The sequence below is a fragment of the Mesorhizobium sp. ESP-6-2 genome, from assembly GCF_020164675.1.
In the GTDB taxonomy this organism is placed as follows: domain Bacteria; phylum Pseudomonadota; class Alphaproteobacteria; order Rhizobiales; family Rhizobiaceae; genus Mesorhizobium.
Genome location: NZ_JAIUGT010000002.1, coordinates 285,297 through 299,772 on the forward strand (window position 1 = coordinate 285,297; position 14,476 = coordinate 299,772).

Sequence of the window (14,476 nt, forward strand, 5' to 3'; positions counted from 1 at the left end):
CCCTGAACGCCTGCGGATGGGACGGACTGGACATGCATCGCGTCATCATCAGCGGTATCGGCGTCGAAATCCCCGCGCCTGAGATCAGCAATGAGGAACTGGTCGCCAGTTTCAACAGTTGGGTCGACACGGAGAACGCGCGCCGGTCCGGCACGGACCAGCCGCTGCTGCAGAAATCGGACAGCGATTTCATCGTCCACGCCTCGGGCGTGCGCAGCCGTCATGTGATCGAGCGCGAAGGCATACTCGACCCGACACGTATGGCGCCGCGCATTCCGGCGCGACCGGATGATGCGCTGTCGCTGGAGGCCGAGTTCGGCATCGCTTCGGCCCGCAAGGCCCTCGATCATGCTGGGCTGAAGCCGTCCGATATCGATTTGGTGATCTGCTCTGCCTCGCACCACCAGCGGCCCTATCCGGCGATCGCCATCGAGATGCAGCAGGCCCTGGGCACCAAGGGGGCGGGCTTCGACATGGGGCTCGGCTGCTCCTCCGCCGCAGCGGCACTGCACATGGCGGTCAACCTTGTGCGCGCGGGCGCGCACAAGCGCATCCTGGTGACGACGCCGGAGATCATCACCGGCCATCTCAATTTCCGCGACCGGCAGACGCATTTCATTTTCGGCGACGCCTCGGTGTCGATGGTGGTCGAGGGGCTGGCACTCGGCGAGAAACGGCCGGGACGTTTCGAGGTGCTCGACACGCGCATCTGGACGCAGATGTCGAACAACATCCGCACCAATCTCGGCTACCACACCCGGACCGCGCAGGACGATCCCTACAGGATCGATCTGGAGGGCAATCTCATCAAGCAGGTCGGCAACAAGGTGTTCAAGGAAGTCACCGTCGCCGGGCACAAATTCATTGTCGAGTTCCTGGCCGAGCACGGCCTGACGCCGCAGGCGGTGCGACGCTTCTGGCTGCATCAGGCCAATGCGCGCATGAACGCCATGATCCTGAAACTCTCATTCGGCCATGAGGTCGATCATGACCGCGCGCCCATGGTGCTGGAGCGTCTCGGCAACACGGCGGGCGCCGGCGCCATCGTCGCGCTGTCGGAGAACCATGCCGACATGAAGGCGGGCGACTTCGGCCTGATCTGCGCTTTCGGCGCGGGGTATTCGATCGGCGGCGCGCTGCTGCGGATGCTGTAGGACGCGCTTGCCGCTTCAGGCCGGCGAAAAGGGAACGAGCATCGGCACGCGGCGCGCGTAATCGTCATAGGCGGGCCCAAGCTCGCCGCGCAGGAAACTTTCCTCCAGCCTCGCCTTGATGACGATCCCGACAAGCAGCAGGGCGGCGCCCGCGACGCCCCATACCGTGCCCTTGACGGCCATGGTGGCGAGGACCGAAAGCAGCAGGCCCGTATAGATCGGGTGACGGACAAGCGCATAAGGACCGGTGTCGATGATGCGATGATCGGCCTTGGCCGTTACCGTGCTGGACCACAGCCGGCCGAGATGCAGGCGGGCCGACCATGCAAAGGCGATGCCGACGGCGATCAGGGCGACGCAAATCCAGGCTTGGGGGAGCGTCGGCGTCCAGAGCCGAAGCCGACCCACATAGCCGTGCGCCGGAACGAACAGCAGGACGGTACCGGCGAGCCAGAGAACCCGATATCGCGCCTCCGCCCTGAAATCCGCCCGCTTGCGCACGGGATCGGCCCATGACGCGGCAAGAATCCACGATACCAGCCAGAACAACCAGAGCGCAGCAACGGCGTGTCCCACCTGCATGACCCGAACCTCCTCCCGATCTGGCGCCCTCGTCTATGCCGGCGGCGCGGCGGCAATGCGGCGCACTGCGGACGGCGACGGCGTTTCCGGTAAGAAAGTCGTGATCGGCATCAAACGGCGTGATCGGATCATCAGCGCTTTCGACTGGACCGCATTGCGGAGGGCCTCTAGACGAGACTGATGCAGGAAACCAACCTCGAGCTTTTTCCGGCGGACCTGACGGTCGACATCGTGCCGGGCCGCAAGTTGGCAGCAAGGGCGGCGGCGCTCTATGCCGCTCCGTTCGACCATTTCGAAACCAAGGCGGTCGAGGAATTGCAACTGGGCTTCGACGGCATAGCGGGCGATTTTCATGCCGGGATAACGCGACGCTCCGGCGGGCGCGAACCCTGGTATCAGCGCGGCACCGAGATGCGCAACGAGAGGCAATTGTCGCTGGTGGCGGCGGACGAACTCGCGCTGGTCGCCGAACGCATGGGCCTCAATGAGATCAAGCCCGAGTGGATCGGGGCCAATGTGCTGATCGAAGGGATACCGCATCTTTCGATGCTGCCATCCGGCTCGCTGCTATTCTTCAAGGGCGGCGTGACGGTCAAGATCGATGCCCAGAACAAGCCATGCCGCGTCGCCGGACACTCGATCGCCGAGCATGTCCGGGCGGCGAACCGTGACGCCACCGCGCTGCTTTTCCCGAAAGTCGCCAAGCGGCTGCGGGGCCTTGTCGCCTGGGTTGAGAAGCCCGGCATCGTCAGGTCCGGCGAGGAAATCTCCGTGCGGGTGCCCGAGCAGTGGATTTATCGCGCCTGATGAAACAGCCACGCCGCTCGAAACGGCGTGGCTGAGTGGTCCGGACTACGCCTTGCGGTTCTTGTTGGCGCCTTGCGCCATGACGGAGACATGGTCCCACTTTTCCCAGGTGGCGATGCGGTTGGCGTATTCCTGTTTGATCATCGGCAGCCCGCCGTCGCCGAAGAACACTCTGAGAGGCGGCTCGGCCGCGTCGACAATGGCCAGCATCGCCGGACCCGTCGCCTCGGGATCGCCGGCCACGGCGCGGCTGCGGCGTTCCTCCATGGCGGCGCGGGCGGGTGCATAGGCCTCGATCTCCTTCGAGACTTTTGCCGACGGACCGGCCCAGTCGGTGGAGAAGCCGCCGGGCTCGACCAGCGTGACGTGGATGCCGAACTCGGCGACTTCCAGGCTCAGCGATTGGCTGAAGGCTTCCAGCGCCCATTTCGAGGCATGGTAGAGGCCGAGCGAGGCAAAAGCATTGACGCCGCCGATCAAGGCGGCCTGGGTGACCCACAGTGCGCCGAACACATTGGTCTCGATCTGGTCGCGGGCTTCCTGCTCGCTGACTTCCTCGATGGCGCCGAAATGGCCGTAGCCGGCATTGTTGATGACGACGTCGAGCCGGCCAAAGCGCTTGTGCGCCTCGGCCACAGCGGCATCGACGGCTTTCTTGTCGCTGACATCGAGCTTTATCGCGGCGATGTTGTCGCCATATTTGGCGACGAGATCGGCGAGCGTGCCTGTGTCACGGGCGGTCGCGGCGACGCGGTCGCCGCGTGCCAATGCGGCCTCGGCCCAGACGCGGCCAAAGCCTTTCGACGATCCGGTGATGAACCAAACCTTGTTTGTCATGATGAAGTCCTTGCCCGAAGGGGCTGTGATTTTTCAGGGGTAAACGGAGGCTTCTCCGCTTTGTGCCATATACGGTGCGTTCCGCGACTTTCCAGAGGTGGTGGCGGAATTATTTGGACAGACCTCGCGGCCGGTCAGGGGTAGCGTACAGCGCTCGACCAGGCCGGATCTTCATGTTTGTCCCAGTAGAGCGCCATCAGTCGACTGGTGATCGCGCCGGGCCTGCCGTCCGCGACCGGGATGCCGTCGATCATCGTAACCGGCATGATGCCGCCGGCTGTCGAGGTGATGAAGACCTCGTCGGCCTCGCGCAACGCTGCGACGCTGACGTCGGTGGGGGTGGCGAAGAGGCCTTCTTGCATACAGAGATCGAAGACGGTGCGGCGGGTGATGCCCGGCAGCACTCCGACGGCCGGTGTCGACAGTCTGCCATCCTTGACGCAGAAGACATTGAAGCCCGGACCCTCGGCGATGTTGCCGTTGAAGTCGAGGATCAGTGCGGTCTCGGCGCCGCGGTCATAGGCATCGTAGAGGCCGCGCACCAGATCGAGCCAGTGGTAGTTCTTGATCGCCGGATCGATGGAGGCGGGCGGAATGCGCACCTTGTCGCTGATGGCCACATGCAGGCCGCGCTGCAACTGCTCGGCATTGGCGACCGAGCCGAAGGGTACGGCGAAGGCCATGAAGCGGTTGACCGCCTGGCGCGGATCGCGGCTGAAGGTCGGGGAGGCACCGCGCGTGCACAGCATTTCGACATAGGCGGCGCGATGACCGGACAGCGCCGCGCAATTGTGCAGGATCCCGGTCACGCCGTCACGATCGAATGGGATCGTCATGCGCAATTTCTCCAGCCCGCCGAAGAAGCGGTCGAGATGCAGATCAAGCCGGAAGAAGCGGCCGTTCCAGACATGCACCGTGTCGTAAGTGGCGTCGGAATGCAGGAACCCCCAGTCCAGCACCGAGACCTTGGCCTGCGACATCGGCAGGTACTGACCGTCGAGGAAAGCGATGCCGTCGGGATAGCGATGCGGGTCGACGTGACGGTCGCTCACCACAGGTGGCGGTGTATCCTGTGCGGTCTGGCTCATCGGCACCTCCTTGCATCACAGGCTATCGGTGTCAGGCAGAGGGCATAGAGCCAGTCATCCGGCGTCGTTCGTCCTCGAGATAAATCTGGCCAGTCATGCAACGCGATCGCCGTGCCGGCTGGGCAACAGCTTCAATCATCCTCGTCGTCGGCGTCGAGCAGGCGGGTGGCGCGCCAGCGGGTGAGCACCACATTGGTCTGCTCGATGACGAAGAAACGCGCCGAGTCGCGGTCATAGCCTTCGGCGAGTAGCTTTTCGTAGTCGGTGTGGGCGTGGCGGATGTGGGCAATCGTCGCCAGCCATACGGCGATGGTCGGCGGCAAGGTCTTCATGTGAACGGAGCCGGCATCGGCTCGAATCTTCTCCATGTCGGCATAGGGCGCCAGCGGCAGAAGCGCGGTCAGCGCCTTGGCGAGGGCGCGGCGACGTCCGGTCGGCGCCTTCATCGTTCGTCGCGCCCTTTGATGGTTGCCTCCGGTATGGCGTCGGTCGAGGCGAAATACGGTTTGATGTCGATGACGGGCGTGCCGTCGAGCACATCGATGGCGTCGATGTCGATGTGCCCGGTGGCGACGTCGAGCGCGACAAGTTTCGCCACATGCAAGCCGACCGGGTTCGGTCGGGCCGGGGAGCGCAGCCCGAATACGCCTTTTGCTTCAGCCGCATGGCGCGGTTTCTGCACGATCAGAGACCGCGGCGCGTGATGCAGCCATGACAGGATGACGACGTGGCTGGCACGCTCCAGCCCGTGCAGGCCGGCGCGGTAAAGCGGCTCGATAGTCAGCACGGCCGGCTGTCCGGTCTCTCGCGCCGCGCGCATGTTCTTGGGACAAGTTTCGCGCGTCGTCCACGGTGAGGTGACGCGGCCGATGAACACGACATGGCCGTCAGCCGGCATCAGTGCCGGATCGATCTCCAGCCTCTGCTCGCCTTCTCTAACCTCGAACATCTCATGCTGCCCGGTCATTTTATCCCATCTTTTTGTTGGCGCATGTCTTCTTCCCCGAACCGCTACACGCTTTTAGGCAACATGCATCGCGAAATCACGCATGCGGCATTTTCTTGTCCTACAGCGACATAGCGCTTGCATGGTTCGAAAAATCGACATAAACATATGTTTATATCTTTTTCAAAGAGAATACGCTGATGCATGTCGCGCTCGACACTATGGTGGACACATTGAAGGCGGCGGCCGAATCGAGCCGCCTGCGTATACTGGCGCTGCTGTCGCGCGGTGATCTCACCGTGTCCGATCTTACCGAGATTCTCGGCCAGTCGCAGCCGCGGGTGTCACGCCACCTGAAGCTGCTCCTCGAGGCCGGGCTGATCGGCCGTTACCAGGAGGGGTCGTGGGCCTTCTTCCGGCTGTCTGACACGGATTCCGCGCGCGATTTCGTGCTGCGGCTGGTCGCCGGCATTCGCGGCGCCGATCCGCAGGTCGAGCGTGATCTCGAGCGGCTGGCCTCGGTCAAGCGCAAGCGGCAGGACCGCGCGGCGGAGTATTTTTCGCAGAACGCGGCAAGCTGGGATCACATCCGCTCCCTGCACGTGCCGGACCGTGCGGTCGAGGCCGCACTCATGAAACTCGTCGGCAAGCGGCCGTTCCAGTCGATGCTCGATCTCGGCACCGGCACCGGACGTCTCTTGGAGATATTCTCGCCGCTCTACCGGCGCGGCATCGGCATCGACATGTCTCGCGAGATGCTGACCGTCGCGCGCGCCAATCTGGACAAGGCCGGCGTCTCCAATGCTCAGGTGCGGCAGGGCGACATCTTCTCGCCGCCGGTCGAGCGCGACGCCTTCGATCTCGTCACCATCCATCAGGTGCTGCACTATCTCGATGATCCTGCGCGCGCCATCCGCGAGGCGGCGCGGCTGCTGCGCCCTTCCGGACGGCTGGTGATCGTCGATTTCGCGCCGCACACCCTGGAATTCCTGCGCGACGAGCACGCGCATATGCGCCTCGGCTTTTCCGACCGGCAGATCGGCGAGTGGTTCTCCGAAGCGGGCCTCGATCTCGAAGATGCCCAGGAATTCGAGCCGCGCGGCGGCACCGAGGCCAGGCTCACGGTCAAGCTCTGGCTTGGCCGCGACCGGCGCCTGCTGATCGCCGATCCTGCCAATGACAGCCAGCAGACCAAAGTGAATTCGATAGGGGAAATCGCCTGATGAACCAGTTCCGCTTTTCCCGCCGCCCCGACATTGGCGACAAGGTCAGGGTTTCCTTCGAATTCTTCCCGCCAAAGTCGGACGAGATGGAGGCGAGGCTGTGGGACACGGTCACCCGACTCGAACCGCTGCAGCCGAAATTCGTCTCGGTGACCTACGGTGCCGGCGGTTCGACTCGGGAGCGCACGGCACGCACGGTAGGCCGCATCCTGAAGGAGACCAGCCTGACGCCGGCAGCACATATGACCTGCGTCGACGCTCCACGCCCCCAGGTCGACGCGGTGATCCAGGAATTCGCCGATATGGGCGTGAAGCGGTTCGTCGCCCTGCGCGGTGATCCGGCCGCGGGCGTCGGCACCGCCTATCGTCCGCACCCGGACGGCTATGCCAATGGCGCCGAGCTGGTCGATGCGCTGAAGAGCGCGGGCGATTTTGACATCTCGGTCTCGGCCTATCCGGAAAAGCATCCGGAAAGCCCCGACTTCGCCACCGACATCGACATGCTGAAGCGCAAGGTCGACAATGGCGCGACGCGGGCGATCACCCAGTTCTTCTTCGACAACGATCTCTACGAGCGCTATGTCGAGCGCGCGCGTCGAGCCGGCATCTACATTCCGATCGTGCCGGGCATCCTGCCGGTGCACAATTTCACCCAGGTCGCCAATTTCTCGGCACGTTGCGGCGCGCTGGTGCCGGCATGGCTGGCCGAACGTTTCGACGGCCTGCAGAACGACCCGCAGACGCATGCGCTGGTGGCGTCGGCCGTGGCGGCCGAGCAGGTGCTGGACCTGGTCGAGCGCGGCGTGGGCGATTTCCACTTCTATACGATGAACCGGGCCGACCTCGTCTTTGCCGTCTGCCACATGATCGGCATCCGCTCGCATGAGGCGGAAGTGGCTGGCTCCGCAGCCGCCTGAACCGGGCTTGAGATGCAGAAAGGCCGGGTAAAAACCCGGCCTTTCAAACTGGTTGATTATTGGGTGCTGGTCTTCCCGGTTTTTGGCGGGTTCAGGGAAGAACGCCTATAATGAGGGCGCCGATGAATGCAAACGCAGCACAGATCATCAATGCGTTGATTGGCCTCGTAAGTCCCATGACATAGCCTCCTCTTAAAAGAGCTATGCCCGGAGTCTAGGGTCATTTGTGCCACAGGCAAGCGGAAAATGTGCTGCATTGCGACGCGATTGTGGAGTTTGCGACCTCGTTTTCGCCGTTAGGCGTTGAAACTTCTAGGCAAAAACCAGATACGAACCTGTGAATAAATTATGGCGGCTTCGTGTCGTTGGCATGTCATGGCAGCGCTACCCTGCGGATGAACAGGCGCCCGTCTATGGTCACCAGGCCGAGACCGATCAGCATCATGCCACCAATTTCGAACAGTTCCAGCCGCTCGCCGAGGAACAGGAAACCGAGCAGCATGGCACTCACCGGCACGATCAGCGTCACCAGGGAGGCGTTGGTGGCGCCGGCCGAGGCGACGAGGTTGAAATAGAGGATATAGGCGAAGGCGGTGGACAGCAGCGCCAGCGCCAGCACCGCCGCCCAGACCGGCGCCGAGGCCGAGAGCAGGCCGGCGGGACCGTGCGCAAGCAGCACGACCGGGATCATGATGACGGTCGAGGCGGTCAGCTGCCCGGTGGCAATGACCGGCGAGGGCACGCCCTTGAAGCGGCGGGCGACCATCAGGGCGACGCCGTAGGACAACGATGCTCCGATCAGCGCGAATTTGGCCCAGACGGGGCCGCCGAGGCCGGCAACCAGGCCGGGGCCGATCATCACAGCCGTGCCGGCGACGCCAAGCGCAATCCCGGCCAGCTTGTTCCAGGAGAGCTTCTCGTCCGATGTCAGGGCGTTGGCGAGGATCAGCGTCCAGAATGGCGTGGTCGCATTGAGCACCGAGGCGACGCCGGCGCCAAGCTCAGTCTGGCCGGCGAAGATCAGCGAAAAAGGCACGACGTTGTTGGTGAAGGCCAGCAGGAAGAACAGTCCTGCATGAGGAAGGGCAAGGCGGAAGGACGGGCCGCGCAGGAAGAGATAGAGCTGCAAAGCGAGTGCCGCGATGGCGACGCGAAACAGCACCAGCACCGGCGGGTGAAGCTCCGCCACGGCAATGCGGGCGAAGAAAAAGGAGCCGCCCCAGATCGCGCCGAGCAGCAGAAGCTGCGACCAGTCCTTGAGCGCCATCGGTCCGCGGGGTGCTGATGTCGCGGCTATTGCCATGTGATGCGTCCTCCCCAGACGGCCGAATGCAGGCAGCCAACAGAAGCGTTATCGGGTTCGCAGGCAAGAACCACCCGAAACCTGCCCGATGGCCTGTCTCCCCTGACAAAGCCTAGCGCCCTGCCGTCAGGCGCACGAGACACAGAATTGTTTTCATTGGCCGCTAGCTTGGATTAATTGTGCGCAGGCTAGGTCAAGGATTCGTCCATGCAGCGATTCGAGAATGCCCGCGAGGCGGCACTGGCGCTTCGCCCGGACGATCCGGTCTACTGCTTCCGCCCGCAGGTGCTGAAGGCCGATGCCTTGCAGTTCATGGGCATGTTCCCCGGCAAGACGGCCTATGCGGTCAAGACCAATGGCGAGCAGATCGTGCTGAAGACGCTGGTCGAGGCCGGCGTATCCGCTTTCGACGTGGCATCGCCCGGCGAGTTCGCCGCCGTGCGCGCGGTCTCGGCCGATGCCGAGATGCTCTACATGCATCCTGTCAAGGCGCAGTCGGACATCAAGCTGGCGTTGGAGAAATACGACATCCGCGTCATTGCGCTCGACCACGAGGACGAGATCACCAAGCTGACGCGGGTGGTCAGGGCGCTCGACATCGACCCGGGCGCGGTCAGCGTGTTCGTGCGGGTGCAGACCAAGGGCCATGCGGCCTACGAGCTGTCGAAGAAGTTCGGCGCCGGGCCGGCCTATGCGGTCGAACTGGCCGAGCGGCTGAACCGCACCGGCTACAAGGTCGGGCTGTGTTTCCATGTCGGCAGCCAGATCGAAGACCCCGACACCTACGAAAGGGCATTGGCCTCGGCCGACTGGGTGCGCAACCGGCTGACCTTCGACCTGGCCGGTCTCGATGTCGGCGGCGGTTTTCCGGCCGAATACGGGCATGATCCCAATCGCAAGCAGGTCGCGATGCCGTCGCTCGGCCAGATCATGTCGCGGCTTTCTGGAGACCTCAAGGAATACCAGTTCGACCAGATGCCGCTGGTGGCCGAGCCCGGCCGGGTGATCGTGGCGCGCTGCCTGTCGTTGATCGTGCGGGTGCTTTTGCGCAAGGGCAAGCGGCTTTACATCAATGACGGCATCTGGGCGTCGCTGTCGGATTCCTGGACCGGCAAGATCACGCTGCCGGCGCGCTTCATTCCCGATCCCGCGATCCGCACGCGCAATGGCGATGAGAAGACCATCGTGCCGTTCAAGGTCTGCGGCGCGACCTGCGATTCCGTCGACATATTGTCGCGGCCGTTCTGGCTGCCGGAGACGGTCGACACCGGCGATTGGATCGAGATCGGCCATATCGGTGCCTATTCGCTGTCGCTGAGAACTCGCTTCAACGGCTTTTATCCCGACACTTTCGTCGAGGTGGCGACGTCCTTCGACGAGGGCGATGCGCCGGTAGGGTTTGCGAGCTTGGAGACGATGGCGGATTAAGCCACGCCACCGCCGGCCTGGATGTTCTCGCCGGTCAGCCAGCGGCCCTCATTGCTGGCCAGGAAGACGGCGACGTCGGCGACGTCGCGCGGCGCACCGATCCTGCCGAAGGGCGACATGCCGGCAGCAACGGCGCGGTCACGCTCGGGCAGCAGATCGGTGTCGGTAAAGCCGGGCGACAGCGCGTTGACGGTGACGCCGCGTGGCCCGAGTTCGCGCGACAGTACGCGCACGAACTGTTCGACGGCGCCCTTGCTGCCGAGATAAAGCGCAGTCTGCGTAAAGAACATTTTGGTTCCACCAGTGGAAACCGCGATGATGCGGCCGCCGTCGCGCACCCGGCGTGCCGCTTCCTGGAGCGTGAAGAAAGTGCCTTTGGCGTTGGTGCCGAAGACGAGGTCGAAATCGGCTTCGCTGGCCTCGACCAGCGGTTTGATGACGGCGACGCCGACATTGGCGACGACGATGTCGATCGCGCCCAACCGGCTCTCCGCATCGTCGAACAGGCGGCGAACGTCCGACACGCTGGATATATCCGCCTGAATGGAGACCGCCTTTCCGCCCTTGCTCGTGATGCCTGCCACCACCTCGTCCGCAGCCTTGTTGTTGCCGACATAGTTGACAGCGACGGCGGCGCCATTGGCGGCGAGCTCTTCGGCAATGGCACGGCCGATACCGCGCGAACTGCCGGTGACGATTGCGGTTTTACCCTGAAGCGCATGAGACATGATCAGTTCCTTCAATTACGCACTGCCGCGCCGGTTGTGCGACGGGGCCAGTAATTGAGAAATAGCGGTATGCAATTGATCAGATAATGGCCTATTATCTGATTAGCTTGTTAAGCCAGAGATGCATAATGAGAGGGTCTGAATTCACCGAGCTCAAGGCCTTTGCGGCGATCGTGGAGGAGGGCAGTTTCATCCGTGCTTCTGCCAGGCTCAGGATTTCACCCTCGGCCCTCAGCCAGACGATCCGGCAACTGGAAGCTCGCCTCGGCGTTCGCCTGCTGAACCGGACGACGCGCAGCGTGTCGCCGACGGCGGCCGGCGAGGCGCTGTTCGGACGGGTCGGCATGGCGTTCAGTGAACTGGAGGACGCCGTCGCGGATATCCATGCGTCGCGAGACCGGCCGGCGGGATCGCTTCGCATCAATGTACCGCGGGTGGCCGCGATGCGGTTCGTTGCGCCTATTCTGGGTGGTTTTCAGCACGCTTATCCCAATATCAGCCTGACCGTCATCGTCGACGACATGCTGGCCGATATTGTCGAGGGACGCTTCGACGCCGGAATCCGCCTCGGCGAACGGCTGAAGAAGGACATGGTTGCGGTAAAGCTGAGCGGGGACCTGCAGATGGCTGCTGTGGCCGCTCCGGCCTATCTCGCCGGGCGCAGCACACCACGTCATCCGCAGGATTTACACCAGCACCGCTGCATCAACTTCCAATGGCCCAGCGGCGGCAACATCTACCGATGGGAGTTCTCGCGGGGAAAACGGACCCTGGAAATCGCCGTTGAGGGCAATCTGACGGTCAACGACACTGACCTGCTGCTCGACGCCGCGCTGGGCGGAGCGGGCATCGCCTACATGATGGACTATCAGGTCCGCCCCTGGATCGAAAACGGCCAGCTCATTCGTTTTCTGGAAGCCTGGTCGCCCAGCTTTCCGGGTTTCTACCTGTACCACCCGAGCACGCGGCACGTCCCGCCGGCATTGCGAGCGTTCATTGATTTTGTGCGGGAGAGGAGGGGTAGTAGTGAGTAGTGAGTAGTGAGTAGTGAGTAGTGAGTAGTGAGTAGTGAGTAGTGAGTAGTGAGTAGTGAGTAGTGCCGCTCCTGGGATCTTCACTACTGACTACTGACTACACGCTATTTTTACAGTTTTCCCAACAGCTCCGGCGTCGGCCAGCCGTCCACGGGCAGCCCCAGCCGCGTCTGCTCCTTGCGGATCGCTTCGCGGGTGTTGGTGCCCAGGATCCCGTCGACCGTGCCAACATCGTAGCCCTTGGCTTCCAGCTTGGTCTGCAATGCCTTCATCTGTCCGTTGTTTAGGCCTGGCTCGGGATTGCGCGGGTCGATCGGTGGCGCGCCGGCTAGCCGCGCGGCAAGATTTGCCGCGGTCAGCGCGTAGGTGAAGGACTGGTTCCATTCGAGATAGACGTCGAAATTGTCGTAGGTGAGGAAGGCCGGCCCCTTGCGGCCCATGGGCAACGCCAGCCCGGCCTTCAGGCCCTTGTCGACCAGCGGCGAGCCGTCGGGATTGGTGACGCCCCACTGCGCCCACTGCGTCAGCGGCAATTTGTTGGTGCGGCCGGTCTGGTCCCAAGGCATCTCGTCGGGCACGCGCACTTCCTGGATCCAGGGCTCGTCGCGCTTCCAGCCGCGCGACAGCACCTTGTTGGCCGTGGTCATGATCACGTCCGGCACGCTGCCCCGCAGGTCGATCTTGCCGTCGCCGTCGCCGTCGACGCCACGAGCGAGATAGTCGGAAGGCAGGATTTGCGTCTGGCCGATCTCGCCAGCCCAGGCGCCGTTGACGTCGGCCGGCAGCACGCCACGGTCGATCAATTCCAGCAGTGGCACCAGCTGCTGCCGGAACAGCTGCGGGCGGCGGCAATCATGGGAAAGCGTCACCAGCGCGCTGAGCGTATGGAAATCGCCCTGCACGGCGCCGAAATCGGTCTCCAGCGCCCAGAAGGCGGTGATGACCGGCGCCTGGACGCCGAACTGCTGGTCGGCGCGGGCGAAGATATCGGCATATTTCTTCATGTTCGCCGCGCCCTGCTTCAGCCGGTAGGCCGAGATCATCCGGTTGGAGAACTCGATGAAGGTCTGGGTGAAGACGCCCTGCGTACGGTCGCGCGCCAGGGCCCTCTCGTCGAAGCTGGCATCCTCGAGCGCTTCGAGGCCGACAGGGCCGACACCCGCCGCCTTGGCTTCCGCAGCCACGCCCTGCTTCCAGGTTTCGAAGTCGCCGCCACATTCCTGCGCCATTGCCGGCAAGGCCGTGGCGCACAGGAACAGCACCGCGAGGGCTTGAGGACGCAGTCGCATAGACTTCCTTTCGACATTCAGGATTCCGGGCGGTCTGGCTGTCCATCTGAATGCGCGTCGCCCCGGAATACCGGCGGTTGCACTCTTGGCCGCCGGCCGTGTCGAAAAGCAGGCGGCAGGCCCGGTGTCAACGGGTGTTCTGCCGCAGCCCTTTTCCCAGGCGGCCTGGCTGCCGTTGACACGGTGTCAGCGTGTGTTCTGCCCAAGCTCCTTCTCCGGGCGGCTTGGCTGCCGTTGACACGGTGTCAATGTGTGTTCTGCCTCAACCATTTGTCCCAGGCGGCTTGGCTGCCGTTGAAGACGTTTATATCGGACTTGCCGGTCATGCCGGGAACGATGCCGGTTCCCGTATACTGCCAGAAGGTGAAGGGATGGCTGCCATATTTCTGACGCGGGTGGCCGGCGACGGAGCGTAGCCAGTAGGGATAACCGCGGAAGGTCGACAGCTCGTTGTCTTCGAAGAAGTCCACCGACGTGTAGATGATCGGCTTCTTGCCGTAATGCCGCTCGACGATTTCGAGGAAGGTGGTCATCTCCGCGCGCACAGTGGCCGGGTCGGGGCGCAGCCTGCAGGTCGGCGATTTCGGGTTCCATTCCATGTCCAGCACCGGCGGCATGGCCGAGCGGTCGACGGGAACATTCCGGATGAACCAGCGCGCCTGTACCGCCGCCGGCGTGCAGAAATAGAAGAAATGATAGGCGGCACGAGGAATCCCGGCGGCCTTGGTGCGGGCCCAATGCTCGTTGAAATACTCGTCGAAACGGTCGCCGCCCTCCGTCGCCTTGATGAAGGCGAAGGAGATGCCGCTGGCCTTGGCTATCGGCCAGTCGACCGAGGTCTGGTATTTGGAGACGTCGGTGCCGTGAACGGCATAGCTCCACGGCGCGCCGCTGTCCCATTCATGCGGCTTGGAATCGCCGAAGCGGGGCGCGCGCACCGCAACCGTCGCACTGCTGGACGGCGACAGCGGCGACAGATCCTCCACGGTCGAGCAGGCGCCGAGCAGCGTCAGCATGGAAAGGGCCGCGAGACGGCGCATCACAACTCCCGAGCCGGTTGCAGCCGGTCGCTGATGGGCCTGTGTACTGATGGCCGGCGCTTGGTCTGGCCCCCGCCGGACGATCGCCCCACAGCATCGT

The 14,476-nt window shown here is 63.6% G+C and carries 15 protein-coding genes; 6 read left to right on the forward strand and 9 right to left on the reverse strand.

Translation table 11 applies throughout. The features are described 5' to 3' along the window. Window positions 1-32 precede the first annotated feature (32 nt). Complete coding sequence (locus LB532_RS06390) at window positions 33-1,154, forward strand: beta-ketoacyl-ACP synthase III (RefSeq protein ID WP_140644206.1); 1,122 nt, start codon at window positions 33-35, stop codon at window positions 1,152-1,154. 15 nt (window positions 1,155-1,169) lie between these two features. Here LB532_RS06390 and LB532_RS06395 read toward each other — a convergent pair whose 3' ends face one another. Further along, entirely contained in the window at window positions 1,170-1,736 is a 567-nt protein-coding gene (locus tag LB532_RS06395) for a methyltransferase family protein (protein ID WP_140644204.1), read from the reverse strand. Between the two features lie 180 nt (window positions 1,737-1,916). Between LB532_RS06395 and LB532_RS06400 the strand changes: the two genes are divergently transcribed. Continuing rightward, entirely contained in the window at window positions 1,917-2,543 is a 627-nt protein-coding gene (locus tag LB532_RS06400; RefSeq protein WP_140644202.1) for an MOSC domain-containing protein, read from the forward strand. A gap of 45 nt (window positions 2,544-2,588) precedes the next feature. Here LB532_RS06400 and LB532_RS06405 read toward each other — a convergent pair whose 3' ends face one another. The 4 genes from LB532_RS06405 to tsaA all read right to left on the reverse strand — a co-directional run bounded on the left by LB532_RS06405 (window position 2,589) and on the right by tsaA (window position 5,435). Then, entirely contained in the window at window positions 2,589-3,380 is a 792-nt protein-coding gene (locus LB532_RS06405) for an SDR family oxidoreductase (protein WP_224556454.1), read from the reverse strand. A 134-nt stretch (window positions 3,381-3,514) separates the two neighbouring features. Beyond that, window positions 3,515-4,468 carry an aminotransferase class IV gene (locus tag LB532_RS06410; RefSeq protein WP_140644198.1) on the reverse strand — a complete coding sequence of 318 codons (954 nt, stop codon included), beginning with the start codon at window positions 4,466-4,468 and terminating at the stop codon, window positions 3,515-3,517. Window positions 4,469-4,599: 131 nt separating this feature from the next. Then, window positions 4,600-4,914 carry a DUF2293 domain-containing protein gene (locus LB532_RS06415; RefSeq protein ID WP_140644196.1) on the reverse strand — a complete coding sequence of 105 codons (315 nt, stop codon included), beginning with the start codon at window positions 4,912-4,914 and terminating at the stop codon, window positions 4,600-4,602. After that, window positions 4,911-5,435 carry a tRNA (N6-threonylcarbamoyladenosine(37)-N6)-methyltransferase TrmO gene (tsaA, locus tag LB532_RS06420; RefSeq protein ID WP_140644194.1) on the reverse strand — a complete coding sequence of 175 codons (525 nt, stop codon included), beginning with the start codon at window positions 5,433-5,435 and terminating at the stop codon, window positions 4,911-4,913. The genes LB532_RS06415 and tsaA overlap by 4 nt, the downstream gene beginning before the upstream one ends. Window positions 5,436-5,614: 179 nt before the next feature. Here tsaA and LB532_RS06425 point away from each other — a divergent pair, with 179 nt between their 5' ends. Both LB532_RS06425 and metF read left to right on the forward strand, forming a co-directional pair. Beyond that, window positions 5,615-6,637: an ArsR/SmtB family transcription factor gene (locus LB532_RS06425; protein WP_140644192.1), complete on the forward strand. Its 1,023-nt coding sequence runs from the start codon at window positions 5,615-5,617 to the stop codon at window positions 6,635-6,637. Continuing rightward, a complete protein-coding gene (metF, locus tag LB532_RS06430) occupies window positions 6,637-7,554 on the forward strand; it encodes a methylenetetrahydrofolate reductase [NAD(P)H] (RefSeq protein WP_140644190.1) in 918 nt (305 codons plus the stop codon). Before LB532_RS06425 ends, metF begins: the two co-directional genes overlap by 1 nt. A gap of 373 nt (window positions 7,555-7,927) precedes the next feature. Here metF and LB532_RS06435 read toward each other — a convergent pair whose 3' ends face one another. Further along, window positions 7,928-8,857, reverse strand: coding sequence for a DMT family transporter (locus LB532_RS06435; protein ID WP_140644188.1), 930 nt, complete (start codon window positions 8,855-8,857; stop codon window positions 7,928-7,930). Between the two features lie 207 nt (window positions 8,858-9,064). On the opposite strand from LB532_RS06435, the gene LB532_RS06440 reads away from it, so the two are divergent. Continuing rightward, window positions 9,065-10,285 (forward strand): alanine racemase, encoded by a 1,221-nt coding sequence (locus LB532_RS06440; protein ID WP_140644186.1) that lies wholly within the window; start codon window positions 9,065-9,067, stop codon window positions 10,283-10,285. Here LB532_RS06440 and LB532_RS06445 read toward each other — a convergent pair. After that, on the reverse strand, window positions 10,282-11,013 hold the full coding sequence (locus tag LB532_RS06445; protein ID WP_140644184.1) for an SDR family oxidoreductase: 732 nt from the start codon (window positions 11,011-11,013) through the stop codon (window positions 10,282-10,284). The two genes, LB532_RS06440 and LB532_RS06445, sit on opposite strands and share 4 nt — an antisense overlap. Before the next feature lie 128 nt (window positions 11,014-11,141). On the opposite strand from LB532_RS06445, the gene LB532_RS06450 reads away from it, so the two are divergent. Further along, window positions 11,142-12,047, forward strand: a complete 906-nt coding sequence (locus LB532_RS06450; protein ID WP_140644182.1) for a LysR family transcriptional regulator — start codon at window positions 11,142-11,144, stop codon at window positions 12,045-12,047. 110 nt (window positions 12,048-12,157) lie between these two features. Here the strand turns inward: LB532_RS06450 and LB532_RS06455 are convergent, their stop codons facing one another. Both LB532_RS06455 and LB532_RS06460 read right to left on the reverse strand, forming a co-directional pair. After that, on the reverse strand, window positions 12,158-13,336 hold the full coding sequence (locus LB532_RS06455; RefSeq protein ID WP_140639216.1) for a lytic murein transglycosylase: 1,179 nt from the start codon (window positions 13,334-13,336) through the stop codon (window positions 12,158-12,160). A 245-nt stretch (window positions 13,337-13,581) separates the two neighbouring features. Further along, window positions 13,582-14,376, reverse strand: a complete 795-nt coding sequence (locus LB532_RS06460) for a GH25 family lysozyme (RefSeq protein WP_140639215.1) — start codon at window positions 14,374-14,376, stop codon at window positions 13,582-13,584. Between the last annotated feature and the right edge of the window lie 100 nt (window positions 14,377-14,476).